Raw genomic sequence first — 23,727 nt, forward strand, 5'->3', positions numbered from 1 at the left:
TCAGTCTCCCGCCACGGTGAGCTCCGCGCCGGTACCCGCGACCGCGAGCGCCCCGTCCTCGTCCGTCCGCAGCACCACGGCTCCCTGCGCCCGCAGCGCCGCGACCGTGCCGGGAGCCGGGTGACCGTAGGGGTTGTCCGCCCCCGCGGAGATCAGCGCCAGCCTCGGCGCGGCCCGGCGTATGAGCTCCGGGTCCTGGTACGCCGAGCCGTGGTGGGCGACCTTCAGGACGTCCACGCCGCTCAGCAGCGCCGCAGCCGGTGATCTCAACAGCGCCCGCTGGGCCGGGGGTTCCAGATCGCCGAGCAGCAGGAACCGCAGCCCGGCCGACCGGACGAGCAGGGTGACGCTGGAGTCGTTCGGGCTGTCCGGGGCGTCAGCCGTCAGAGCCGGGTGCGGCGGCGGCCACAGCACCCGCCAGCTCAGGGCCCCGGTGCACCGCTCCTCCCCGGCTGCGGCCCGCGTCACGGGAATCCTCCGGGCTGCCGCCTCCCTCCGTACGAACTCCACCTGGTCCACCGGCTCTTCGTGCCCCGTCGTCTCGATCGCGCCCACCGCACGCCCACGTAGCACACCGGGCAGGCCCGCCACATGGTCGGCGTGGAAGTGGGTCAGCACGACGAGCGGGATCCTCGTGATGCCGAGCGTGTGCAGACATCGGTCGATCGGTGCCGGATCCGGGCCTGCGTCCACGACCACGCCCGTCCCCGCGCCCGCCGCGAGCACCGTCGCGTCGCCCTGTCCCACATCGCACATCGCGAACCGCCACCCCGGCGGCGGCCACCCCGTGACCACCCTGGTCAGCGGCGGTGGCTGCACCACCGCCAGCAGAAGCAGCGCCCCGCAGACACCGCACCACCAGGGGTGCCGCAGCAGCCGTCGGCCGACGAGCACCACGAGCACCGTGACGAGGGCGAGCAGCGCCGCCCCGGTCCAGCTGCCGGGCCAGTCCACACCCGCGCCGGGCAGCGCGGCACCCGTCCGGGCCACGTCCGCGAGCCAACCGGTCGGCCAACTCGCGCACCACGCCAGGGCCTTGGCCACCGGCATCGCGAACGGTGCCGCGGCCAGCGCCGCGAAACCCAGCACCGTGGCCGGCGCGATCGCGAACTCCGCGAGCAGATTGCACGGCACCGCCACCAGGCTCACCCGGGCCGACAGCACCGCCACGACCGGCGCACACAGCGCCTGCGCGGCAGCCGCGGCCGCCAACGCCTCGGCCGGGCGGGGCGGCACTCCGCGTCTGCGCAACGCCGCGCTCCAGCGGGGCGCGAGGGTGAGCAGGGCACCGGTGGCCAGGACGGAGAGCAGGAAGCCATAGCTCCGGGCCAGCCAGGGGTCGTACAGCACAAGCAGCAGTACGGCCGTGGCCAGCGCCGGGATCAGCGATCTGCGGCGTCCGGTCGCGAGGGCCAGCAGCACGACCGCACCGCAGGCCGCGGCCCGCAGCACGCTCGGGTCCGGTCGGCACACAACGACGAATGCGAGCGTGAGCGCTCCGCCGAGCAGGGCGGTCGTCCGCAACGAGATGCCGAGGCGCGGCGCGAGCCCACGGCGCTCGACCAGCTGGGCCGTACCGGGCGAACCGATCAGCAGGGCCAGGATGATCGTGAGGTTGCTGCCGGAGACGGCGAGCGTGTGCGCGAGGTCGGTCTCCTTGAACGCCTCGTCCAGCTCCGGCGTGATCCGCGAGGTGTCGCCCACGACCAGCCCCGGCAGCAACGCCCGCGCGTCCGCCGGCAACCCGTCGGTCGCCTCCCGCAACCCGGCCCGCAACCTCCCCGCCAGCCGCTGCGCGGCCGACGGCTCCGCCACCACCTCCGGCACCACCGGATCCCGCACCCTCAGCACGGCCGCGATCCGGTCCCCGTCCATCAGGGAGGGCGCGAGCCGGGCGGTCACCGTCAGCCGGGTGGAGGGGAGGAGGTTCAGCCAGGGTGAGGGCCGGGGCGTGGGGTGGTGCGTGGGCTGGGGCGTGGGCCGGGTGGCGGAGGGGCCCTGCGGGCCCTGCCCACGCTGCGGCCGCCCGCCTGCGTCGCCCGAGGTCCCCCAGCCCCCGTCGACGATCATCAACACCGGCGCCCGTGTCACCACGGCCGTCCCGTCCGGCTTCTCGACGCGTCGCACATCCGCGTTGATCAGCACGGAACTCGGCGCCATGTGATTGCCCTTGACCCGCGGCCGGGTCAGCCGGGGATCGGACGTCACCTCGACCTCGGCGGTCACCGTGGCGAACTCCCGCGCCAGCTCCGGCACCGGCCCACGCCGCAGATCAGCCCCGTGCAGCCCGGCGGAGACGGCGGCTGCGGCGACGCAGAGAAGCAGGGCGGCGACGGAGATACGGGGCCAGGTCGGACGCACCGGCGCCGGGCTCGGGGTCCGCGCGCTCACCCTTGCTGTCCCGATACCTGTCCCACCCCGCCGCACCAGCAGTAATAGGCCCACCCCGAGCAGACAGACCACCGCCACGCCGCCCACCCACTCCGGCGGGGCATCCAGCATCAGCGCCGCCGTCGCCCAGGCGGCGAGGGCCGGTGGGACGAGACGTAGGTCGGTCGGTCCTTCCTGCCGGGGGTGAGCGGCGCCCAGGCGTCGTCCCGACTCGGCGTGGACGGTGGAGCGGGAGGGCGAGGGAGGGGGCGCGGGGTCGGGTGGGCGGACGTCGTGGATCATGGCCGTACGAGATTCTGTAGATCGGCGAACCGGCGGTCGCCGATGCCATTGACCTCGCGCAGTTCGTCCACCGAGCGGAAGCCGCCGTGCTGGGTGCGGTAGTCGATGATGTGCTGGGCCAGTACCGGGCCCACGCCCGGGAGGGTGTCGAGTTGATCCACGGTCGCCGTGTTGAGGGCGACCGGTGCGGCCGGGGCGGTACCTGGGGCCGCCGCACCGCCCGAGCCGGTAGCCGGAGCGGCTCCGGGCACGGCGGCCGGAGCGCCGACGATGACCTGCTCCCCGTCCATCAGGAACCGGGCCCGGTTGAGGCTGTCGGTGTTGGTGCCGGGGCGCACCCCACCGGCCGCGCGCAGGGCGTCGGCGACACGCGAGCCCGCCGGCAGACGATGGATCCCGGGCTCGCGCACCTTGCCGCTGACGTCCACCACAATCTCGGCGGCGGCCGTGCCGGCAGCACCTGCGGCACCGGATGCCGAGCCACCGGTCACCGAACCGGCCGCCCCGCCCTGCTCCTCCCCGGCACCCTCACCAGCGCCGCCGTACTGGGCCGCCGCACGCACCACCTCAGGAGCCCGCACGGACTGCGCTCGCCCGGCCCAGAAGTGCTGCACCGCGAAACCGGCGGCGAGGACCAGCACCACCGCGAGCGCGACCACGCTCCGCCGCTCCAACCCACACCGCGCCTGCAACCACACGGGCATGCGCTCCCGCAACGCCAGCCCGGCCCGCGCCCGCCAGCGCTCGGCCCTTACGTCACCACTCACATCACCGTCACCGGCACCGCCACCGACGGCCACACCGGCATCGGCACCGACGCCGACAGCACCCCCGCCATCAGCCCCGCGACCGTCCCCGCCCGGCGGCCCCGCCCCCGACTCCCGCCACTCCCCGCCACGTTCGCCGAAAATCACCTCGGCGCGGCGCCTCAACTCCTCCGCCGACGCATGCCGCTGCCGCGCCCTGCCCCGGACCCGCGTGCCTCGTCGCTGCCGGGCGCGGCCGTCGGAGTACGGCCCTCGCCCCGGACCACTGGTCACCGCCGGGCGACGTGCCCGAGTGCCAGTACCTACGCCCGTACTCGTATCTGTGCGTGATCGAATCGCCATGCGACGAGGATCCGACACCACGCCACATCCGCGATGATCTTGCTCAATTCCCGGGGATTACCACCCAGTTGTGGATAACCCCGCCACTCACACGAGTGACGCGAGGGCGCCTCCCCGTCACCGAGGCGAAACCACAACCCCCAACAACCCGGGCCCGGTATGCGCCCCGATCACCGCCCCGACCTCGCTCACATGCAGATCCGCCAACCCCGGCACCCGCGCCCGCAAACGGTCCGCCAGCGCCGACGCCCGGTCGGGAGCGGCGAGATGGTGCACCGCGATGTCCACCGGTGCGCTGCCCGCACGGTCGGCCGCGATCTCCTCCAGGCGCGCGATCGCCTTGGATGCCGTCCGCACCTTCTCCAGCGGGCCGATCCGGCCATCCTCCAACTGCAGCAGCGGCTTCACCGCGAGCGCGGAACCCAGCAAGGCCTGCGCGGCGCCGATGCGACCGCCGCGGCGCAGATAGTCCAGGGTGTCGACGTAGAAGTAGGCGGCCGTGGCCCCGGCCCGCTTCTCGGCGGCCGTGACGGCCTCGTCCACCGTGCCGCCCGACTCCGCCGCCTCGGCCGCCGCGAGCGCGCAGAACCCGAGCGCCATGGCCACCATGCCGGTGTCCACCACCCGCACCGGCACCGGCGCCTCGCGCGCCGCGAGGACCGCCGCGTCGTAGGTGCCGGAGAGCTCGGCGGACAGGTGCAGGGAGACGATGCCGGTGGCGCCGGACTCGGCGACCTCGCGGTAGTGCTCCGCGAAGACCTGGGGGCTGGGGCGCGAGGTGGTGACGGGGCGTCGCTTCTGCAACGCCTGGGCGAGGGAACGGGTCGAGATCTCGGTACCCTCGTCCAGCGCCTGGCCGCCGACGACCACGGTCAGAGGTACCGCTGTGATGCCGTGGCGCTCCATCGTCCGGGGCGGCAGGTAGGCCGTTGAATCGGTGACGATCGCGACATGGCGGGACATGAGCTGGAGGTTACCTGGCGTAGCGCCCGGGCGGCAGCCCGACCCCGCTCAGCCGGTGAAGCCTTGACCGGAGCTGGGCGTGGCCGCGGGTGCTCAAGTCGTGCTCTCAGGGCGGGGTTTCTTCTGCCAGGGATAGGTCTGGCGCGGGCCCGGCGGGTTGATGGCGGCCCTCGTGGGCTCCTCGGCCCGCTGCCGCTGAGGGCTGTCCGGCCAGGTCTGCTCGGTCGTGTCACCGGCGTCGGCGGCGGGTGCCTCCGGCCACGGGGGCGGCGGGGAGGACGGACGCTCGGGCACCGCCTCCTCCACGGTGGATTCCGTCGTGGATTCCGTCGTCTGCCAGTGCCGCAGGGCCCCGGTCTCCACGTCGATCTGCGCGCTGAGGGTGTCGAGGTCGTCGTCGGCGAAGCGGCGGGCGCGGTCGCGGGCCGCCCAGCGCAGTGAGTCGGCCGCCTCGACGATGCGCTCGGTGCGCTCGCGCAGGTCGGGCAGTCGCCCGGCGAGTGTCGTACGGTCCGGCTCGGACTCCAGACGCCTGAGCTCCGCGTCCAGTTCATGGCCATGTGCGCTGAGGCGCTGGAAGAGGCCGAGGGACTCCTTGAGGGACTCGTCCTCGGTGGCGCCGGCCTGCAGCGCGTCCTGGGTGGCCCGCATGGAGGTGCGCAGCTTCAGTCTCAGCTGCGCCAGCTCGCCGACCGCTCCGGGCTGGGCGAAGGACTTGGCCCGCAGGGTGTGGTCCTCGACCGTGCGCCGCGCGTGGGTGATCGTCTCGTCCACGCGGCGTTTGGCGGCGCCGACCACCTTCACCGTGGCGTACGCACCGAGTGCGACGAAGAGCACGAAGAGCAGGGCGACGACTGCGATCACTGCTTCCACGAACTCCTCCTCCGACCGGCCGCGACATGCCCGACCTCACGCCACGTCACGGCACGCCACATCACTCTTCAACGGTAAACGCAGCAGGCAGGCCCGGAGTTCCAGAAGAACCCCGAACCTGCCCGTAGGGGATCACCCCGAGCCGCAAGAACCTACGCGGGCCCTACACGAGAACCCAGGCCGGGACCTACGCCGGAACGATGTTCACCAGCTTCGGCGCCCGCACGATCACCTTCCGGATCCCGGCCCCGTCCAGCGCCGCCACGACCTTCTCGTCGGACAGCGCGACCTTCTCCAGCTCCTCCTCGGAGATGGCCGGCGGGACCTCCAGACGGGCCTTGACCTTGCCCTTGATCTGCACGACGCAGGTCACCGTCTCGTCGACCACGTACGCGGGGTCGGCGACCGGGAAGTCCTCGTGCACCACCGAGCCGGTCCGCCCCAGCTTGCGCCACAGTTCCTCGGCGATGTGCGGGGCCAGCGGCGCGACCATCAGCACCAGCGACTCGGCGACGGAGCGCGGAACCGCGCCGCCCGCCTTGGTCAGGTGGTTGTTCAGCTCGGTGACCTTGGCGATGGCGGTGTTGAACCGCATGCCCTCCAGGTCCCCGCGCACCCCGTCGATCGCCTTGTGCAGGGCACGCAGCGTGTCCTCGTCGGGCTCGGCGTCGACCACCGTCACGGCGCCGGTCGTCTCGTCCACGACGTTGCGCCACAGCCGCTGCAGCAGCCGGAACTGACCGACGACCGCGCGGGTGTCCCACGGGCGGGAGACGTCCAGGGGGCCCATCGCCATCTCGTACAGACGCAGCGTGTCGGCGCCGTACTCGGCGGCGATCTCGTCCGGAGTGACCGCGTTCTTCAGGGACTTGCCCATCTTGCCCAGCAGCCGGGAGACCTGCTCGCCCTGGTAGAAGTACGCGCCGTCGCGCTCCTCCACCTCGGCGGCCGGCACCGCGATGCCACGGCTGTCGCGGTAGACGTAGGCCTGGATCATGCCCTGGTTGAACAGCTTGTGGAACGGCTCCGCAGAGGACACATGCCCCAGGTCGAACAGCACCTTGGACCAGAAGCGGGCGTACAGCAGGTGCAGCACGGCGTGCTCGGCACCGCCGACGTACAGGTCGACACCACCGTGCGGCTGACCCTCGCGCGGGCCCATCCAGTACTGCTCGATCTCCGGGTCCACCAGCCGGGAGGAGTTGTGCGGGTCCAGGTAGCGCAGCTCGTACCAGCAGGAACCGGCCCAGTTGGGCATGGTGTTGGTCTCACGCCGGTAGGGGCGAGGACCGCGCCCGTCGCCCAGGTCCAGCGTGACGTTGACCCAGTCCTCGTTGCGCGACAGCGGCGTCTCGGGCTGGGTGTCGGCGTCGTCCGGGTCGAAGGTGCGCGGGCTGTAGTCCTCGACCTCGGGCAGCTCCAGCGGCAGCATCGACTCGGGCAGCGAGTGGGCGATGCCGTCCTCGTCGTAGACGATGGGGAAGGGCTCGCCCCAGTAGCGCTGGCGGCTGAACAGCCAGTCGCGCAGCCGGAAGTTGACGGTGCCCTCGCCGACGCCGGACCGCTCCAGCCACTCGGTGATGCGGGCCTTGGCCTCGACGACGCCCAGGCCGTCCAGGGAGATACCGTCACCGGTGGAGTTGATGATCTTCGCGTCGTAGGACGAGAAGGCGTTCTCCCAGGTGGAGGTGTCCGTGCCGCGGCCGTCCGTCGGCTCGACGATGCAGACGATAGGCAGCTCGAAGGCGCGCGCGAACTCGAAGTCGCGCTGGTCGCCGCAGGGTACGGCCATGATCGCGCCGGTGCCGTAGCCCATCAGGACGTAGTCGGCGATGAAGACGGGCACCTGCTCGCTGTTGGCCGGGTTGGTCGCGTACGAGCCGATGAAGACGCCGGTCTTGTCCTTGGCCTCGGCCTGGCGCTCGACGTCGGACTTGGAGGCGGCCTGCGCGCGGTAGGCGGCGACGGCCTCGGCCGGGGTCGCGTGACCGCCGGTCCACACGTCGTGGGTGCCCTCGGGCCAGGCGTCCGGGGTGAACTTGTCGACCAGCGGGTGCTCGGGCGCCAGCACCATGTAGCTCGCGCCGAACAGGGTGTCGGGCCGGGTGGTGAAGACGGTGATGCGCTCGCCGTCCACGGGGAAGTCGACGCGGGCGCCCTCGGAGCGGCCGATCCAGTTGCGCTGCTGCAGCTTGATGGCCTCGGGCCAGTCCAGCTCGTCCAGGTCGGTCAGCAGCCGGTCGGCGTAGGCGGTGATCCGCATGTTCCACTGGCGCAGCTTGGCCTTGAAGACCGGGAAGTTGCCGCGCTCGGAGCGACCCTCGGCGGTGACCTCCTCGTTGGCCAGCACGGTGCCCAGGCCGGGGCACCAGTTGACCGGCGCGTCGGAGGCGTAGGCCAGGCGGTACTCGCCCAGGACGTCGGCGCGCTCGCCGGCGGTCAGCGTGTCCCAGGAGCGGTCACCGGGGACGGCGCGCTCACCGGACTCGAACTGCGCGACCAGTTCGGCGATCGGGCGGGCCTTCCTCGCCTCGTCGTCGTACCAGGAGTTGAAGATCTGCAGGAAGATCCACTGGGTCCACTTGTAGTACTCCGGGTCGATCGTGGCGAACGACCGGCGCTTGTCGTGGCCCAGGCCCAGCCGGCGCAGCTGGACCTTCATGTTCTCGATGTTGGCCTCGGTGGAGACACGCGGGTGCGTGCCGGTCTGCACGGCGTACTGCTCGGCGGGCAGGCCGAAGGCGTCGAAGCCCAGGGTGTGCAGGACGTTGTGGCCGGTCATGCGCTGGAAGCGCGCGAAGACGTCGGTGGCGATGTAGCCCAGGGGGTGGCCGACGTGCAGGCCCGCACCGGAGGGGTACGGGAACATGTCCATGATGAACTTCTTGGGCTTGGCGACGACCGAGGGGTCGCCCGCCAGATCGCCCTTGGGGTTCGGCGCCGCGTACGTGCCCTCGGCGTCCCAGAAGTCCTGCCAGCGTGCCTCGATGTCGGCGGCCACGGCCGCCGTGTAGCGGTGCGGCGCGGCCACCTCGGCGGCAGCGGGGTTCGTCTCGCTCATGATCCTCAAAGCTCCATCGATCGTCTCTGCCAGCGGCTGCGGTTCTCCGGAAACGAAAAATCCCCTCGCACAGGAGGGGACGCCGCGCCGATGCCGACCATCCGATTCGCCCGGTGGTCGGGATTGATCAGCGCGGCTCGCTAAGCAGAAGGCGTACGGCACGCATGGCGTCAGGGTACCGCAGCGCCGTAGCGGGTCGCGACGGGCTTCCGGCGAGGCTGGTGACGGTGCTCACGCGGAGCTCACATATGAACAAACGCACCCCCCGCTCCGTACCTGAAAGTTGTGAAGACCTCGAAAAGCTGAACAACGTTCAATTGTTACCTGGCGTAACAGTCGCTAAGGGACATCGCACGTCCCACCCAGCCCGTAGATAACAACGCAATAACTCAAACGCCGTACCCCCCGGTATGGAGCCACTTAGAGTGCGGCAACGGGACCGCCTTCCCGAACCGCTCGGAGTTGCCCCCATGAACCCTCGTCGTAGTAACAGTTCGCTCCCCAGGACGGGCCGGTCGGCCTATGGGGTGGCGACCGCTGCTGTTCTGCTTCTCATACCCCTGGTCGTGCTGCTCGGCGGTACCTGGCTCCAGGAGTTCCTCAACTTCGGTGCCGGCGTCCTGTCGCTCGTCTGCCTGACCTGCTCGGTGATCTGGGGCCTGGTCGCCCAGGACCGGATGATCCTCAACACCCGCCAGCGGATCATCGCCCAGGGCATCCACCGGGTGACCGCCGTCGGCTCGATCGCCTTCCTCCTGGTGCACATCGGCGTCAAGCTGGCCCTGGACCACGCCACCCCGATCGCCGCGATCATCCCCTTCAGCCTGGTCTTCGCCGGCGGCAGCGAGATCCCGGGCAGCGCCTTCCTCATCGGCCTGGGCTCCCTGGCCGCCCTGCTCATGATCTTCGTGGGCATCACCGGCGCCCTGCGCAACCAGTTCGCCTCCCCGGCGCCGGTCGCCGCCCGCTGGCGCGCGATGCACATGCTGGCCTACCCGGCCTGGTGCTCGGCCCTGATCCACGGTCTGTTCGCCGGCCGCCCGGCGAAGACGTTCTTCATGGTCAGCTACGAACTCTGCGTCGTCGCCGTCGCCGCCGCCCTCGCCCTGCGCGCGGCCCCGCGCCCCGTCAAGCGCAAGGTCGCCGACCGGCTCGCCCAGATCATCGGCAACGACCCCGGCGCCCGCGACGACCTGGAGGAGAGCCGCGCCAGGGCGGCGTCCGGATCCTCCCTGCCGGGCTACGACAACCCGCGCCCGGCGCGCGGCTCACGCGAGGAGCGCCCCGGCCCGCTGCCCGGCATGCCCTCCCAGGCCCCCTCGGCCGCGGAGACCACGGGCGGTTTCGCCGCCGCCTACCGCGCCGTCAACCCGCGCGGCCAGCAACAACAGCCGTACGCCGACCAGACCTCCCGTATGGACATGCCCCTGGACATGCAGCCGACGGAGGCCATCCCGCGCGTCGACGGCGGCCCGGGCGGCACCGGCAGCTGGCCCATCCCCTCCCCGCCGCCCGTCGGCGAAGCACCCCCGTCCGCCTACGACCCGCTCAACGACACGGGCTACAACATCCCGGTCTACGACAATTCCGGCACCACGACCTACGGTTCGAACACCTCGGGCTACGGGGCCAACGCGGCCGGCTACGGGTCGAGTGATGTGTACGACACCGCTGAGACAAACGCCGTCTTCGGTACGTACAACCAGAACGACACGTACAACAACAGCGGTCCCGCCACTGAAACATTCCCCGGTACGTCCTACGACTTCGACGCACCGGGTTCGGGCGAACCTTGGAACACGCCTTCCGGAGGCTTTAAGTGAACGAGGCCCTGCCCGACGTACCCGAGGTCCGCGTGGTCGGTCTCCCTCAACTCACGTCGGGCTTCGACCTTGTCGAAAGACTGGATCTGCCCATGCACCTCAAGGTGCACGGGCCGCTCGAACCGCTGGGCGGCGAGCAACTCGCCAAGCTCGCCGAGAACATCAACCTGAAGGGCCGCGGCGGCGCGGGCTTCCCCTTCCACAAGAAGCTGCGCTCGGTCGCCGAGGCCGCGATCAAGCGCGGCGTACGGCCGGTCGTGGTCGTCAACGGCAGTGAGGACGAACCGGCCTGCCGCAAGGACACGGTGATGATCAACCGTGCCCCGCATCTCATCCTGGACGGCGCGCTCTTGTGCGCCGAGGCCCTGGGTGCCCGCACGCTCGTGGTGGGGGTCACCCGGGAGTCCACCCAGCGCTCCATGGAGGCCGCCCTCGCCGAGCGCGGCCTGAGCAACAGCCGCCGCTCCGCGCTACGCGCGTTCGTGCAGCGCAACCCGGTGCGCATGGTCACCGGCGCCGCCGCCTCCCTGATCCGCTCGATCGACGGCGGCCCGGCGATCCCGCCCGGCCGCAAGGTCAGCGCCTCGCAGAACGGCGTCGGCGGCGCACCCACGCTCCTCTCCAACGCCGAGACGTTCGCGCAACTCGCCATCGCCGCCCGCATCGGCCCGGAGCGCTACGGCAACACCGGTCTGTACGACGAGCCGGGCACCGTCATGCTCACGGTCTCCGGCGCGGTGGCGCGGCCCATGGTCATCGAGGTCCCGACCGGCGTGCCGCTGCGCTACGTCCTCCAGCTGGCCGGCGCCCCGCCGGTGCCGCAGGGCGTGCTGACCGGCGGCTACCACGGCAAGTGGATCGACGCGGCGACGGTCAACGAGGCGATCGTCTCCCGCAATTCGCTGGACGCGGTGGGCGGCGCGCTCGGCGCCGGCGCGATCCTGCCGATCACTCAGGAGACCTGCCCGCTGGGCGAGTCGCTGCGTGTCGCACAGTGGCTGGCCGAGGAGAGCGCGGGCCAGTGCGGCCCCTGCTACCTCGGTCTGCCGGCCGCCGCGCGCGGCATGGAGGACATCCTCAACGGCGGTGGCCCGGCCGCCCTGGAGGCGCTCAAGCAGGTCGCCAAGAACGTGAAGCGGCGCGGCGCGTGCTCGCACCCGGACGGCTCCGCGATGTTCCTGGAGTCGACCATCAAGGCGTTCACCGACGACCTCGCGGCCCATGTCCTCGGAAACGGCTGCGGACGGCCCGTGGAGGGCGTTCTGCCGCTCTTCGAGGGCGGCAGGGCCCCCACGGGCATCCCGGGCGGCGCGGAGGAGGAGGAGAACGGCCCCGCGCGCCAGAAGATCTACGTCGACTGGACGCTGTGCCGCGGCCACGGTCTGTGCGCCGACATCCTCCCGGAGGTCTTCCAACTCGGCGCCGACGGCTTCCCGACCGTCGCCCAGGCGATGGTCCCGCGCTACGCGGAGGCCAAGGCCCTGCGCGCGGTGCGCCGTTGCCCGGCCCTCGCCCTGCGCATCGAGGAGGACACCCGAGGTCAGGACACCTCCCGCAACAACCTGCCGGTCCTCTCCCAGGGCCGCGGACGGCGGGCCCTGGGCCGCTGAAACACGACGAAGGCGGATCATCCTGGTGGATGATCCGCCTTCGCGTCTGTGGAGCTAAGGAGAATTGAACTCCTGACCTCCTGCATGCCATGCAGGCGCTCTACCAACTGAGCTATAGCCCCTTGCCTGGTTTCCGCCGGTTTCCCTCGCGGCGACGCCAACATTACCGGGCGACCGGGTGCAGCACCAAATCGTTTACCCCGCAGGGCAGTACGACCCGAAATGTCGGAATCCGCCAGCCCCGATGATCATGCGGTCACGAAGGAATAGAACCGCTTGAGCGTGCAGTGTTCTTCAAGGAGACGGCCATAGATCGGCTCGCCCTCGAGTTCACGGTACGTCTCGATCGGGTCGCCTTTTATGATCAGCGCCCGCGCGCATTCCTCGCACCAGTACTGGTAGTCGGGGTTCACCGGTTCCATGTCACGGACGATCGGCGTCCCGCTGCCGCACCAGTCGCACTTTCGCCTGTGTGCACCCATCGATCAGCTCCAGCTGTGGCCGCAGGCCGTGCACACGTAGGAAACTCCGCCGTTGTCACCGAGAAGCTGGGCGACGTGGACGGAACCGCAGGAAGGGCAGCTGAGGCGGGTGATCGTATCCCGTGTCAATGCTGCTTCGAAGAGGTGACCGACCTCTTCGAGGATGCTCGCAGGCATCGCTACTCCCTCCCGTCGGGCCGCGCCCCCTCCGGCCGTTTGATTCTGCCACGGCCGGACCAATACGGTCAGCGACGCCTCAGTACCAGTCCGGACACGGCAGCCTCCGTGGCCGTACCCCTCGCATGAACACGCACCTCGAAGCGCCTCCTGAGAGGTATACGCCTGCGAGGCCCGAGTGACTCAAGCCGATCCCGGAGCAGTTCGGCGCGGATACCAGAAGATCCCGCCGATCGGATCGATCGGCGGGATCTTGTTGTCTCGCTGTGGAGCTAAGGAGAATTGAACTCCTGACCTCCTGCATGCCATGCAGGCGCTCTACCAACTGAGCTATAGCCCCTTGCGTTCCTCCCGCTCGGCGGGCGAACAAGAAGAACTTTAGCCTGCGACCTGCCAGAAAGTGAAATCCGGCCCGGTGTCAGTCGTCGTCGCCGAGCACCGGCTCCGGCAGGGTGCCGGCGTTGTGCTCCAGCAGGCGCCAGCCGCGCGCGCCCTCACCCAGGACCGACCAGCAGCAGTTGGAGAGGCCACCGAGGCTCTCCCAGTGCCGGGCCTGGAGGCCGAGGAGGCGCCCGATGGTCGTACGGATGGTGCCGCCGTGGCTGACCACCACGAGCGTGCCGTCCTCGGGGATCTTCTCGGCGTGCCGGAGCACCACGGGCGCGGCGCGGTCGGCGACCTCGGTCTCCAGTTCGCCGCCGCCGCGGCGGATCGGCTCGCCGCGCTTCCACGCGGCGTACTCCTCGCCGTAGCGGGCGATGATCTCCTCGTGCGTCAGGCCCTGCCAGGCGCCCGCGTAGGTCTCGCGCAGGGCCTCGTCGTAGGTCACCTCCAGGCCGGTGAGACCGGCCAGCTCCGCTGCCGTGGCGGCGGCGCGCTGGAGGTCGGAGGCGATGATCGCGTCGGGCTCGAGGTTCACGAGGAGTCGGGCGGCGCGGCGGGCCTGGGAGATGCCCGCCTCGGTGAGGGCGACGTCCGTGGTGCCCTGGAAGCGGCGCTCCACGTTCCACGAGGTCTGGCCGTGCCGCCACAGGATGACGCGGCGGCCGCGCTTGCCGGTGGGCACCTGGTCGGTGGTGCTCATCGCCACTCACCGCCGAGCTCGGCCGCCTCCTCGGCGGCCTGGTGCTCCGCGTGCTCGGCGGCCTTGCCGCGGGTCGCCTTGGCGTCCTCGGGCAGGTCGAGCTCGGGGCAGTCCTTCCACAGCCGCTCCAGGGCGTAGAAGACGCGCTCCTCGCTGTGCTGGACGTGGACGACGATGTCGACGTAGTCGAGCAGGACCCAGCGGGCCTCTCGGTCGCCCTCGCGGCGCACCGGCTTGGCGCCGAGCTCCTTGCTGAGCCGCTCCTCGATCTCGTCGACGATCGACTTGACCTGGCGGTCGTTGGGCGCGGAGGCCAGCAGGAAGGCGTCCGTGATCGACAGGACGTCGCTGACGTCGTAGGCGATGATGTCGTGCGCGAGCTTGTCGGCGGCCGCCTGGGCGGCGGTGTTGACGAGCTCGAGGGAACGGTCGGTAGCGGTCACTACAAGGCTTTCGGTCGGCGGACACTTGGCTTCATTCGACCTCAAGGGTCTCACGGACCAGTGACAGCACCCCACGTGATTATCGCTTCACGTGGGGTGGCCTGCGGTGATGTACGGAGCGGCGCTACGAGGAGGACGGTTCGTAGTCCTGGCCCAGGAGCACCGAGACATCGGCGTTCCCGGCCACGTCGCCCTTGCTGACCGCGTCGGCGGACAGGCCCAGGGTCTTGGCGACCTCGGTGGCGTTGTCCTTGTCGGCCGCGTCGGCGTAGACGACCTCGGAGGTGGCCTCGGTGGCCGTGTTGCCGCCCTCCAGGAAGGTGAAGCCGCCGTTCAGCAGGACCACGCGGGCCTTGCCGGTGTTGTCCTTCACGCCGCTGGCGTTGCGGACGGACACCCGGATCGCGGCGTCCTTGTCGGGGCTCTTGGCGGTGCCGCCGAGGACGTCCTTGACGACGCTCGCGCTGGCCTGCGCATTAAGTGTGCCGTCGCCCTGTACGGGCATCATCGCCGTCTTGTAGTCGCCGCCCTTGGCGAGGTCGGCGAGCCTGGCGAGGAAGGCGCCGAGGTCCTTGTCGGTCAGCGGCGGCTCGATGATCATGCCCAGGGTCTGCACGGTGGTGGTCGCGCCCTGGGTGTCCGAGGTCAGCTTGCGCAGCACGGCCTGCATGACCTGCCCGAACCGCTCCAGCTGGGCGTTCTGGGCCTCGCCGGAGCCCTGGTAGGTGGCGTAGGCGACGGCCGTCTTGCCGCTGAGGGTCTGTGCCTTGCCCTTGCGGACCAGGGGTGCGGCGCCCTTGGACTTGGCGCCCGGGTCGGGCACGTCGGCGTTGGTGTCGACCTCGATGTTGCCGATCAGGTCGACGAGGTTCTGCAGATACGGGGTGTCGAGCCGCCAGGTGCCCTGGATCTCGGTGCCGAGGGCGGTGTCGATGGCGTCGCGGGTGCCTGAGGAGCCGTCGTCGTCGACCGACTTGGCGAGCGTGGTCGTGCTGCCGTCGTCGCCGGCCAGCGCGAGGGAGTTGGGCAGCAGGACGGTGGTGCCCTGCTTGGTGGTGGTGTTGTCGACGAGCAGCGCCGTGGAGGTGCCGCCCTTCCCGGTGTTGTGCAGGTGGACGACGATCACGTCGCGCTTCTGGGCGCCCACGGGTGTCGCGGTGTCGGTCTTGTCGTCCGAGGAGCTGAGTCCGGGCAGCTTCCCGGCGTACCAGAGGTAGCCGACGCCGCCGGCCGCGACCATCGCCAGGACGACCACGAGGGCGATCACACGCGCGCGTGCCCGTCGCTTGGCCTCCTCGCGGCGCTCGGTGCGGTTCTCGGTGAACTTCAGCCAGTCGATGACGTCCTCGGAGTCCTGGTCGGGCTCCTCGACGAAGGCGAACTGCTCGGTGCGGTAGTCCCGGTCGCCGCGCCCCTGGGCGCCCTGGTCCTCGACCGGTCCGGCCTGGTGCGGGATGTACGCGGTCTGCTCGGCGGCACGCGGCTGCTGCCCGCTGGTGGCGGTACGGCCGTAGGGGTCGTACGACTGGGTCTGCTGCTGGTGCGTGCCGGTGCCGTACGGGTCGTAGCCCGACGGCTGGCGGGGCTGCTGGCCGGTGTCGCCGCCGCCGTAAGGGTCGTACGACTGGGTCTGCTGCTGCCCGGTGCCGGTCGCGTACGGGTCGTAGCCGTAGCCCTGCTGTCCGTAAGGGTCGTACTGCTGCTGGGGCGGCACCTGTCGGTACACCGGCCGCCCGTACTCGTCGTACCCGACCAGTTCGTACTGGTCGGCCCCGTGCCCTGCGTCCCCCGCGTCGTATCGGTCGTTCACCGGTAGCCCCTCTCGGCTCACTCGCCTCACTCGCCGCGGTACAGCTCACGTTTGTCGATGTAGCGCACGACTCCGTCGGGCACCAGATACCAGATGGGATCTCCCTTCGCGACTCTCGCGCGGCAATCGGTGGACGAGATGGCCAGCGCGGGAACCTCGACCAACGACACACCGCCCTCGGGGAGTCCGTCGTCGTCGAGGTGGTGTCCGGGCCGGGTGACGCCGATGAAGTGCGCCAGGGAGAACAGCTCCTCGGAGTCCCGCCAGGTCAGGATCTGGCCGAGGGCGTCGGCGCCGGTGATGAAGAACAGGTCCGTGTCGGGGTTGAGCGCGCGCAGATCGCGCAGGGTGTCCACGGTGTACGTGGGGCCGCCGCGGTCGATGTCGATGCGGCTGACGGAGAACTGCGGGTTCTCCGCGGTCGCGATGACCGTCATCAGATAGCGGTCCTCGGCCGGGGAGACATTCCGGTGGCTCTTCTGCCACGGCTGGCCGGTCGGCACGAAGACGACCTCGTCCAGATGGAACTGCGCGGCGACCTCACTGGCCGCGACGAGGTGGCCGTGGTGGATCGGGTCGAACGTTCCGCCCATGACGCCGAGGCGGCGCTTGCCGGGGTTCGTCGGGCCGTTTCCGGGGCCGGTAGGCATGTCCTGCTCTCCCATGCGTGCAGACCCTACCGGCCCCGCCTGAGAGCTCCGCCGACAGTTGTCCGGGCGGAGACAGGGGGCTGGCCGGGACTCAGCGGTCGCGGTTGAAGCGGGTGGTGATCCACAGCAGCAGCATGAGGATGACGAACGCGCCGCCGCCGGTGACCAGCGGGCTGATGCTGTCGTGGTTGCCGCCGTGCTCCTCGCCCTCGGCGGCGAGGGTGACCAACTGGGCAGCTGCGCTGTGGAAGCTCATCTTCGGCGTGACCTATCGGTGTGGGCGGGATAAAGATGTCGGCTCATCGTAAGCGGGCGCCATGACGAGGATCACGCCGACTCCCCCGCCCGGGCGCCTTCGACGACCGGCGGGCAACCTTCCCGGCGGTTCAGTCGTCCTTCTGCCTGTAGCCGCGCAACAGGAACCACGCGGTCAGCACACAGCCCACGACCATCACGATCAGTACGACCCGGAGCAGATTTCCCGCCCCCTGCTGCTCGGCTGCGGTCGCGGCCTCGGTGAGCCAGGCGGCCGCGGGGTTGTGCTCCATGACGCGGAACTCCTTCGCTGTAGTGCCCGTCCAAGGTAACTCCGCCTAGGCTGGGCTCTGCTTCGGGGGCGCAAAGGGCGGAACAAGGCTCCGCAAAGGGCCGAGAGAGACCCATCGAGACGCACATGGGGGAAGACATGTCCGACGGCCACGAGCACAACGGGCACGAGAACGTGCCGAGCAGGCAGCGCAGGCGTTTCCCGGGGATCTCCTCGCGTGCGTACGAACACCCGGCGGACCGTTCGGCCCTGGTGGCCCTGCGCAAGCTCAGCGGCTTCGACACGGTCTTCAAGGCGCTCAGCGGGCTGCTGCCCGAGCGCAGTCTGCGGCTGCTGTTCCTGTCGGACTCGGTCCGCGTCTCGGACCAGCAGTTCACCCACCTCAACGACATGCTGCGGGACGCCTGCTACATCCTGGACCTGGAGAAGGTCCCGCCGATGTACGTCAACCAGGACCCGGTGCCGAACGCCATGTGCATCGGCCTGGACGAGCCGATCATCGTCGTCACCACGGGCCTGGTCGAGCTGCTCGACGAGGAGGAGATGCGGGCGGTCGTCGGCCATGAGGTGGGCCATGCCCTCTCCGGCCACGCGGTGTACCGCACGATCCTGCTCTTCCTCACCAGCCTCGCCGTCCGGGTCGCCTGGATCCCGCTCGGCAATCTCGCGATCATGGCGATCGTCACGGCGCTGCGGGAGTGGTTCCGCAAGTCGGAGCTCTCCGCCGACCGGGCAGGTCTGCTGGTCGGCCAGGATCTCCAGGCCTCGATGCGCGGCCTGATGAAGCTCGCGGGCGGCCACCATCTGCACGAGATGAACGTGGACGCGTTCCTGAAGCAGGCCGAGGAGTACGAGGCGGGCGGCGACCTGCGCGACTCGGTCCTGAAGATCCTGAACGTCCTGCCCCGCTCCCACCCCTTCACCACGGTCCGCGCGGCCGAGCTGAAGAAGTGGGCGGAGTCCCGCGACTACCAGCGGATCATGGACGGTCACTACCCGCGCCGCACGGAGGACAAGGACACCTCGGTCACCGACTCCTTCCGTGAGTCGGCGTCCCACTACGCCACGCACGTGAAGTCCTCCAAGGACCCGCTGATGAAGCTGGTCACGGACATCGCTGGCGGCGCCGGCGACCTGGGCGGCCGGGTCCGCCGGGGCTTCGGCGGCTTCACGAGCGCGCCGCCGAAGGACGCGCCGAGGCGGGACGAGACGGACGGCACGGACCGTACGGACGGCACGGACCGTACGGACGGCACGGACCGTACGGACGGCAGGGACGACGCCGACGGGACCGAGAGCTGACGACCGGGCCGACGGCTCACACCTTCGGCTGGGACCCCGGCGCCAGCGACCCGCACAGCGCCGTGGCCCCACCCGTCGCATAGGGGTCGGTCCCCGCGGGGCCGCCCTCCTTCGCCGTCTGGCCCGCCAGCAGCGGATGCAGCCGGTTCGTGGAGTCGTCGGCGCAGGACAGCGGCCCGGCCTGGACGTAGGAGACGACCAGCTGGGCCTGGTGCAGGCGCAGGTCCTCGCGGTCGAAGCGGAAGTGCAGCTCACGCCGGACGGTGAAGAGCGAGGCCTCGCTCGCCTTCGCCCCGGCCTGCGCCGGCCGCAGCGCGTACACGAACGTATGGTCCGCCGTGACCTCGAGGGCGGAGGCGTCGGTCTCGGCGGCCTGGAGCGTGCCCTGCACCCGGATCTTGCGGTCGGCCAGCTCCGCCTGCGCGGCGTCGAAGCGAACCAGCCACCCGGTCGGCGCATGCCGTCCGTCCGCGGCCGGATGCCCGAAGCTCTGGTCGAACTGGTCGAGTTGGTCGGGGTCGAGCAGCACCCGCACCGGACGGACCTGGTCACCGGTGAGCACCTCGGGGTACAGCGAGGACCGCACGATGTAGTCCTTGGCGATGATGAGCGCGCTGGTGACCTGGCTGTCCGAGAAGTGCGCGGTACTGCGCGCGGCCGGCAGCGGTATGCCCTCGGCGCCGATCCGGTACTGCGCGGCGGGACTGTGCGCGTACAGGTAGTCGGTGTCGGCGATCCCGGGCACCTCGCCCTCCGGGGCGAGCGGGATGACGGTCATCCGCAGCGGCTCGGCGGGCGGCCCCGAACCGGCCTGGGTCTGGTAGGGGTGCCGTACACCCATGTAGATCGCCGTGCCGAAGGCGACGGCGATCAGCAGCACGAGGATCAGCGCCTGCCGGGACAGGCCGCGGCGCAGGGGGGCACGGCGGCGTACGGCGGGCGTGTGGTCGGTCATCCGCTCCTGGGCGGAGAACTCCTGAAGCTGGGCAGCACGGACGAACGACTCGTCGAAGACGACGGATCGGTACTCGTCCTCGCCACCTCCGGGGCCGCCCTCGGGTGTCCCCTCAGGTGGGTCTCCAGGCCCTCCCATATCTTCAGGGTAGGTCGCGGGGAGCCCGGGTAAACGCCCTGTTGCACGACAACTTCTGACAGGTTCTCACCAGAATCGTGCGGCGGCTCTCCGTAACGCTCAGGCCCTCGATCGACTCCGGTCAGGGGGTCCGCGGGGTGGCCGGAACGGCCGGCGGCGAGTACTCCGCGGAAGCGGACGGCGACGGTCCGCTGCCCTGCTCCAGGCCGGTGGACGCCGGTGGCACCACCTGGTCCCGGTTGTCCGAGGAGGCGCCGCGATAGACCGCCGCGAAGGCAAGCGCGACCATGCCGATGCCCATCACCAGGGCGAGCATCCAGGCCACGGGACGATGCCAGCGGACCTGCTTGCCGTACGTCCCCGGGGAGCCGTAGGGGCCTTCGAGGATGTCCGTGTCGTCCAGATCGTCCAGCTCGGGATCATGGCCGAAAGCGGGGCGGCCGTCGGGGCCGTACCCGTCGTCGTACCGCTCGCCGCGGCCGTGGGCCCGGCGGGCCTCCGCCTCGGAGGCCTCGGCTCTGGCCTGGGCGGCGGCAAGGAGGCGCTCGACGGCGGTCGGCTCATGCACCGCGGCCGCCTGTACGAAGGCCTCGTCGAAGACCACGGAGGCGAACTCTTCGTCCGACACCCCGCGGTCGTGGTCGTCGTCGGGCTCCCAGCCGTCAGGGAACGGCGTGCCCCCCACGTCCTCCGGCACGGGATCCAGAGTAGTCCTGGGGGGTCAATTTGGGCAGACGGTATGGAAATTCATCCGCCTTGTGAGACACCCCTCGTGCGTCACGGAGGCAGCCGGGGGCGCGTGTCGGACGCATATGCCCTGGCCGCGCGCCCCTACGCCGTCCGGCTCAGCGGCGTACGTGCCCGTCGCCGGTGACGATGTACTTGGTGCTGGTCAGCTCGGGCAGCCCCATCGGGCCGCGGGCGTGCAGCTTCTGGGTGGAGATGCCGATCTCCGCGCCGAAGCCGAACTGGCCGCCGTCGGTGAAGCGGGTGGAGGCGTTCACCGCGACCGTCGTGGAATCGACCAGTCGGGTGAACCGGCGGGCCGCCTGCTGCGAAGTGGTGACGATCGCCTCGGTGTGACCGGACGTCCACAGCCGGATGTGCTCGACGGCCTTGTCGAGGGAGTCCACGACCGCCGCCGCGATGTCGTACGACAGGTACTCCGTCTCCCAGTCGTCGGTCGTGGCCTCGACGACGGTCGCCTTGGAGTCCTTGGCGAACGCCATGACCCTCTCGTCGGCGTGCACGGTCACGCCCGCCTCCGCGAGGGCGTCCAGGGCCCGCGGCAGGAAGTCGGCTGCGATGTCCTGGTGGACCAGGAGGGTCTCGGCGGCATTGCAGACGCTGACCCGCTGGGCCTTGGAGTTGATCAGGATCTCGATGGCCATGTCGAGGTCGGCGCGGGCATCGACGTAGACATGGCAGTTGCCGGTGCCGGTCTCGATGACGGGGACGATCGACTCCGAGACGACGGTCTGGATCAGCGAGGCACCGCCGCGCGGGATCAGCACGTCGACCAGGCCGCGGGCCCGCATCAGCTCGCGCACGCTCTCCCGGCTCTCCCCGGGCACCAGCTGCACGGCGTCGGCGGGCAGCCCGGCCCCGCCCACGGCGTCCCGGATCACCCGCACGAGGGCGCTGTTCGACTCGTACGCCGAGGCCGAGCCGCGCAGCAGCACGGCGTTGCCGGACTTCAGGCACAGCGCCGCCGCGTCCACCGTCACATTCGGGCGGGCCTCGTAGATGATCCCCACGACACCCAGCGGGACCCGCACCTGGCGCAGGTCGATGCCGTTGGGGAGCGTGGACCCGCGCACGACCTCGCCGACCGGGTCGGGCAGCGCGACGACGTCCCGTACATCGGAGGCGATGGCGCGTACCCGCTCCGGCGTCAGCGTCAGCCGGTCGATGACGGACTCGCTGGTGCCGGCCTCGCGGGCCTTGGCGATGTCCTTGGCGTTGGCCTCGACGATCTCACTCGTACGGACCTCCAGGGCGTCCGCGATGGCGAGCAGCGCGTCGTCCTTGTCGGCCCGCGGGAGCGGGGCGAGGTCGGCGGCGGCGGCCTTGGCGCGGTAGGCGGCCCGGTTGACCGGGGACATGGAGTCGTACGGCGAAAGCGTGGTCATGAAAGAAGGGTAGTGCGCCCGCGAGGCCGGTCCATCGTTCGTTTCAAACCCCGAGACGAGCCCTCCACGACCGGTCAAAAGGGGTGGACACCGACCGGCGTCGCCGGTGGCGGTCCGTATCCCTCCGCGATGCGCTGGTGGTAGGTCTCGCGGTCGATGACCTCCAGGCCGACGATCTCCCAGGGCGGCAGTCCCGCGCTCTGGCGGTGCTCGCCCCACAGACGCAGGGCGACCGCGGCCGCGTCGTGCAGGTCGCGGGCCTCTTCCCAGTAGCGGATCTCGGCGTGGTCGTTGGCGTAGCGGCTGGTCAGCAGAAAGGGGTGGTCGTGGGCGAGCTGTTCGAGGGCGCGCCGCACCTCCTTCAGCGGGGCCTCCCGGCCGGAGACACTGAGGGTGACGTGCCACAGACGGGGCAGGTCCTCGGGCTGCTCGTACCGGTCTCCGGCCGCGACGCTCGTCAAGGCGCGCTCCTCACCGGCCGCACGGGACGCCGCCGCCCCAGGGCGCACTCGTCTCACGGCGGCCTCCTTCACGCAAGGGTCGAGCAGTGTGGAATCTGTCCCTGAGACAAAGTTGAGCAGGCCGCAAGGGCTCGCGGGGCGGTTTTGCGGAACGTCCACCTCAGGGCGACGTTTGAAGCGGGGCGTTCCCCCTGTTTTCGGCTGCCGCCGCCCTCTCAGGGCTCCAGGACCACCAGATCGTCCCGATGCACGACCTCCCGCTCGTACTCCGCCCCCAGCTCCCGCGCCAGCTCCCGCGTCGACCGGCCGAGCAGCTGCGGGATCTCCTTCGCGTCGAAGTTGACGAGCCCGCGGGCGACCGCGTGCCCGGTGCTGTCGCGCAGTTCGACCGGGTCGCCCGCGCTGAACTCGCCCTCGACGGCCGCGATCCCGGCCGGGAGCAGGGACTTGCGGCGCTCCACGACCGCCTTCACCGCACCGTCGTCGAGGGTGAGCGAGCCCTGGGGCGTGGAGGCGTGCTGGAGCCACAGCAGCCGGTCGGCGGAGCGTTTGCCGGTGGCGTGGAACCAGGTGCCGGTGTCGCCGCCGGACAGGGCCTCGGCGGCGTGGATCGCGCTGGTCAGCACGACCGGGATACCGGCGGCGGCCGCGATCCGGGCCGCCTCGACCTTGGTGACCATGCCGCCGGTGCCGACGCCCGCCTTGCCCGCGCTGCCGATCTCGACATGGGCCAGGTCCTGCGGCCCCCGCACCTCCGCTATCCGCGAGGTCCCCGGCCTGCTGGGGTCGCCGTCGTACACGCCGTCCACGTCGGACAGCAGGACCAGCAGATCCGCCCGTACGAGATGGGCGACCAGCGCGGCGAGGCGGTCGTTGTCGCCGAAGCGGATCTCGTCCGTGGCGACCGTGTCGTTCTCGTTGACGATCGGGAACGCGCCCATCGCGAGCAGCTTGTCGAGGGTGCGCGAGGCATTGCGGTGGTGGGCCCGGCGGCTCATGTCGTCGCTGGTCAGCAGGACCTGGCCGACGCGGACGCCGTGACGCGCGAAGGAGGCGGTGTAGCGGGCGACCAGGAGGCCCTGGCCGACGCTGGCGGCGGCCTGCTGGCGGGCCAGGTCCTTGGGGCGGCGGCGCAGTCCCAGCGGGGCGAGCCCGGCCGCGATGGCGCCGGAGGAGACCAGGACGATCTCCCGCTCCCCGCCGCTGCGGCCCTTGGAGAGGACGTCCACCAGCGCGTCGACGCGGTCGGCGTCCAGGCCGCCGGACGCGGTGGTCAGTGACGAGGAGCCCACCTTGACGACGACTCTGCGAGCCTCGCGCACACCCTGCCTTGCCCCTGTCACCTGTGCTCTTTCCCCTCGCGCAAATGCCGGTTGCCTCGGCTCGAAATCTACGCGAACCGGATGGCGCGGCGCGCACCGGTCCAGCCCCCGG

At 70.9% G+C, this 23,727-nt stretch carries 20 protein-coding genes and 2 tRNA genes; 3 read left to right on the forward strand and 19 right to left on the reverse strand.

The window, feature by feature from the left end:
* The 5 genes from IE325_RS07135 to leuS form a co-directional block, all read right to left on the reverse strand.
* Window positions 1–2,673 (reverse strand): ComEC/Rec2 family competence protein, encoded by a 2,673-nt coding sequence (locus IE325_RS07135; protein ID WP_190068862.1) that lies wholly within the window; start codon window positions 2,671–2,673, stop codon window positions 1–3.
* Window positions 2,670–3,782 (reverse strand): ComEA family DNA-binding protein, encoded by a 1,113-nt coding sequence (locus IE325_RS07140; RefSeq protein ID WP_190068863.1) that lies wholly within the window; start codon window positions 3,780–3,782, stop codon window positions 2,670–2,672. The genes IE325_RS07135 and IE325_RS07140 overlap by 4 nt, the downstream gene beginning before the upstream one ends.
* Before the next feature lie 117 nt (window positions 3,783–3,899).
* Complete coding sequence (locus tag IE325_RS07145) at window positions 3,900–4,745, reverse strand: DegV family protein (protein WP_190068864.1); 846 nt, start codon at window positions 4,743–4,745, stop codon at window positions 3,900–3,902.
* A 93-nt stretch (window positions 4,746–4,838) separates the two neighbouring features.
* Window positions 4,839–5,618 carry a hypothetical protein gene (locus IE325_RS07150; protein WP_190068865.1) on the reverse strand — a complete coding sequence of 260 codons (780 nt, stop codon included), beginning with the start codon at window positions 5,616–5,618 and terminating at the stop codon, window positions 4,839–4,841.
* A 187-nt stretch (window positions 5,619–5,805) separates the two neighbouring features.
* Complete coding sequence (gene leuS / locus IE325_RS07155) at window positions 5,806–8,679, reverse strand: leucine--tRNA ligase (protein WP_190068866.1); 2,874 nt, start codon at window positions 8,677–8,679, stop codon at window positions 5,806–5,808.
* A gap of 470 nt (window positions 8,680–9,149) precedes the next feature.
* On the opposite strand from leuS, the gene IE325_RS07160 reads away from it, so the two are divergent.
* Complete coding sequence (locus IE325_RS07160; RefSeq protein ID WP_190068867.1) at window positions 9,150–10,502, forward strand: ferric reductase-like transmembrane domain-containing protein; 1,353 nt, start codon at window positions 9,150–9,152, stop codon at window positions 10,500–10,502.
* Window positions 10,499–12,112, forward strand: a complete 1,614-nt coding sequence (locus IE325_RS07165) for an NADH-quinone oxidoreductase subunit NuoF family protein (RefSeq protein ID WP_190068868.1) — start codon at window positions 10,499–10,501, stop codon at window positions 12,110–12,112. Before IE325_RS07160 ends, IE325_RS07165 begins: the two co-directional genes overlap by 4 nt.
* Before the next feature lie 49 nt (window positions 12,113–12,161).
* On the opposite strand, the gene IE325_RS07170 is transcribed toward IE325_RS07165, so the two are convergent.
* The 9 genes from IE325_RS07170 to IE325_RS07210 form a co-directional block, all read right to left on the reverse strand.
* Window positions 12,162–12,234 (reverse strand) — tRNA-Ala (locus tag IE325_RS07170).
* Window positions 12,235–12,360: 126 nt separating this feature from the next.
* The gene (locus IE325_RS07175; protein ID WP_003976229.1) at window positions 12,361–12,594 is read right to left on the reverse strand and encodes a hypothetical protein; all 234 of its coding nucleotides are present in this window, start codon (window positions 12,592–12,594) and stop codon (window positions 12,361–12,363) included.
* Window positions 12,595–13,038: 444 nt separating this feature from the next.
* Window positions 13,039–13,111: transfer RNA gene (locus tag IE325_RS07180), tRNA-Ala, on the reverse strand.
* 78 nt (window positions 13,112–13,189) lie between these two features.
* A complete protein-coding gene (locus IE325_RS07185) occupies window positions 13,190–13,855 on the reverse strand; it encodes a histidine phosphatase family protein (protein WP_190068869.1) in 666 nt (221 codons plus the stop codon).
* Complete coding sequence (rsfS, locus tag IE325_RS07190; RefSeq protein WP_190068870.1) at window positions 13,852–14,298, reverse strand: ribosome silencing factor; 447 nt, start codon at window positions 14,296–14,298, stop codon at window positions 13,852–13,854. Before rsfS ends, IE325_RS07185 begins: the two co-directional genes overlap by 4 nt.
* Window positions 14,299–14,422: 124 nt before the next feature.
* Window positions 14,423–16,108 carry an LCP family protein gene (locus IE325_RS07195; protein ID WP_190068871.1) on the reverse strand — a complete coding sequence of 562 codons (1,686 nt, stop codon included), beginning with the start codon at window positions 16,106–16,108 and terminating at the stop codon, window positions 14,423–14,425.
* A gap of 26 nt (window positions 16,109–16,134) precedes the next feature.
* Window positions 16,135–16,773: a nicotinate-nucleotide adenylyltransferase gene (nadD, locus tag IE325_RS07200; protein ID WP_190068872.1), complete on the reverse strand. Its 639-nt coding sequence runs from the start codon at window positions 16,771–16,773 to the stop codon at window positions 16,135–16,137.
* Window positions 16,774–16,849: 76 nt separating this feature from the next.
* The gene (locus IE325_RS07205; RefSeq protein WP_190068873.1) at window positions 16,850–17,014 is read right to left on the reverse strand and encodes a hypothetical protein; all 165 of its coding nucleotides are present in this window, start codon (window positions 17,012–17,014) and stop codon (window positions 16,850–16,852) included.
* A 130-nt stretch (window positions 17,015–17,144) separates the two neighbouring features.
* Window positions 17,145–17,306 carry a hypothetical protein gene (locus IE325_RS07210; RefSeq protein ID WP_190068874.1) on the reverse strand — a complete coding sequence of 54 codons (162 nt, stop codon included), beginning with the start codon at window positions 17,304–17,306 and terminating at the stop codon, window positions 17,145–17,147.
* 137 nt (window positions 17,307–17,443) lie between these two features.
* Between IE325_RS07210 and IE325_RS07215 the strand changes: the two genes are divergently transcribed.
* Window positions 17,444–18,607 (forward strand): M48 family metallopeptidase, encoded by a 1,164-nt coding sequence (locus IE325_RS07215; RefSeq protein WP_190068875.1) that lies wholly within the window; start codon window positions 17,444–17,446, stop codon window positions 18,605–18,607.
* 16 nt (window positions 18,608–18,623) lie between these two features.
* Here IE325_RS07215 and IE325_RS07220 read toward each other — a convergent pair whose 3' ends face one another.
* From IE325_RS07220 to proB, 5 genes are all read right to left on the reverse strand, one after another.
* Window positions 18,624–19,700, reverse strand: a complete 1,077-nt coding sequence (locus IE325_RS07220) for an SCO2583 family membrane protein (RefSeq protein WP_190068876.1) — start codon at window positions 19,698–19,700, stop codon at window positions 18,624–18,626.
* A gap of 121 nt (window positions 19,701–19,821) precedes the next feature.
* Window positions 19,822–20,397, reverse strand: coding sequence for an SCO2584 family spore wall biosynthesis protein (locus tag IE325_RS07225; RefSeq protein WP_190068877.1), 576 nt, complete (start codon window positions 20,395–20,397; stop codon window positions 19,822–19,824).
* A 148-nt stretch (window positions 20,398–20,545) separates the two neighbouring features.
* Window positions 20,546–21,832, reverse strand: a complete 1,287-nt coding sequence (locus IE325_RS07230) for a glutamate-5-semialdehyde dehydrogenase (protein ID WP_190068878.1) — start codon at window positions 21,830–21,832, stop codon at window positions 20,546–20,548.
* A 74-nt stretch (window positions 21,833–21,906) separates the two neighbouring features.
* Window positions 21,907–22,350, reverse strand: coding sequence for a DUF8830 family protein (locus IE325_RS07235; protein WP_190068879.1), 444 nt, complete (start codon window positions 22,348–22,350; stop codon window positions 21,907–21,909).
* A gap of 158 nt (window positions 22,351–22,508) precedes the next feature.
* Entirely contained in the window at window positions 22,509–23,636 is a 1,128-nt protein-coding gene (gene proB, locus IE325_RS07240; RefSeq protein ID WP_190068880.1) for a glutamate 5-kinase, read from the reverse strand.
* Window positions 23,637–23,727 lie beyond the last annotated feature (91 nt).

The sequence above is a fragment of the Streptomyces lanatus genome (genome assembly GCF_014655715.1).
In the GTDB taxonomy this organism is placed as follows: domain Bacteria; phylum Actinomycetota; class Actinomycetes; order Streptomycetales; family Streptomycetaceae; genus Streptomyces; species Streptomyces lanatus.

Coding starts and splice junctions, on each gene's coding strand:
- IE325_RS07135 (WP_190068862.1), bottom strand. CDS start 2,673: ATGATCCACGACGTCCGCCCACCCGACCCCGCGCCCCCTCCCTCGCCC.
- IE325_RS07140 (WP_190068863.1), bottom strand. CDS start 3,782: ATGGCGATTCGATCACGCACAGATACGAGTACGGGCGTAGGTACTGGC.
- IE325_RS07145 (WP_190068864.1), bottom strand. CDS start 4,745: ATGTCCCGCCATGTCGCGATCGTCACCGATTCAACGGCCTACCTGCCG.
- leuS (WP_190068866.1), bottom strand. CDS start 8,679: ATGAGCGAGACGAACCCCGCTGCCGCCGAGGTGGCCGCGCCGCACCGC.
- IE325_RS07160 (WP_190068867.1), top strand. CDS start 9,150: ATGAACCCTCGTCGTAGTAACAGTTCGCTCCCCAGGACGGGCCGGTCG.
- IE325_RS07175 (WP_003976229.1), bottom strand. CDS start 12,594: ATGGGTGCACACAGGCGAAAGTGCGACTGGTGCGGCAGCGGGACGCCG.
- IE325_RS07185 (WP_190068869.1), bottom strand. CDS start 13,855: ATGAGCACCACCGACCAGGTGCCCACCGGCAAGCGCGGCCGCCGCGTC.
- nadD (WP_190068872.1), bottom strand. CDS start 16,773: ATGGGAGAGCAGGACATGCCTACCGGCCCCGGAAACGGCCCGACGAAC.
- IE325_RS07205 (WP_190068873.1), bottom strand. CDS start 17,014: ATGAGCTTCCACAGCGCAGCTGCCCAGTTGGTCACCCTCGCCGCCGAG.
- IE325_RS07210 (WP_190068874.1), bottom strand. CDS start 17,306: ATGGAGCACAACCCCGCGGCCGCCTGGCTCACCGAGGCCGCGACCGCA.
- IE325_RS07215 (WP_190068875.1), top strand. CDS start 17,444: ATGTCCGACGGCCACGAGCACAACGGGCACGAGAACGTGCCGAGCAGG.
- IE325_RS07220 (WP_190068876.1), bottom strand. CDS start 19,700: ATGGGAGGGCCTGGAGACCCACCTGAGGGGACACCCGAGGGCGGCCCC.
- IE325_RS07230 (WP_190068878.1), bottom strand. CDS start 21,832: ATGACCACGCTTTCGCCGTACGACTCCATGTCCCCGGTCAACCGGGCC.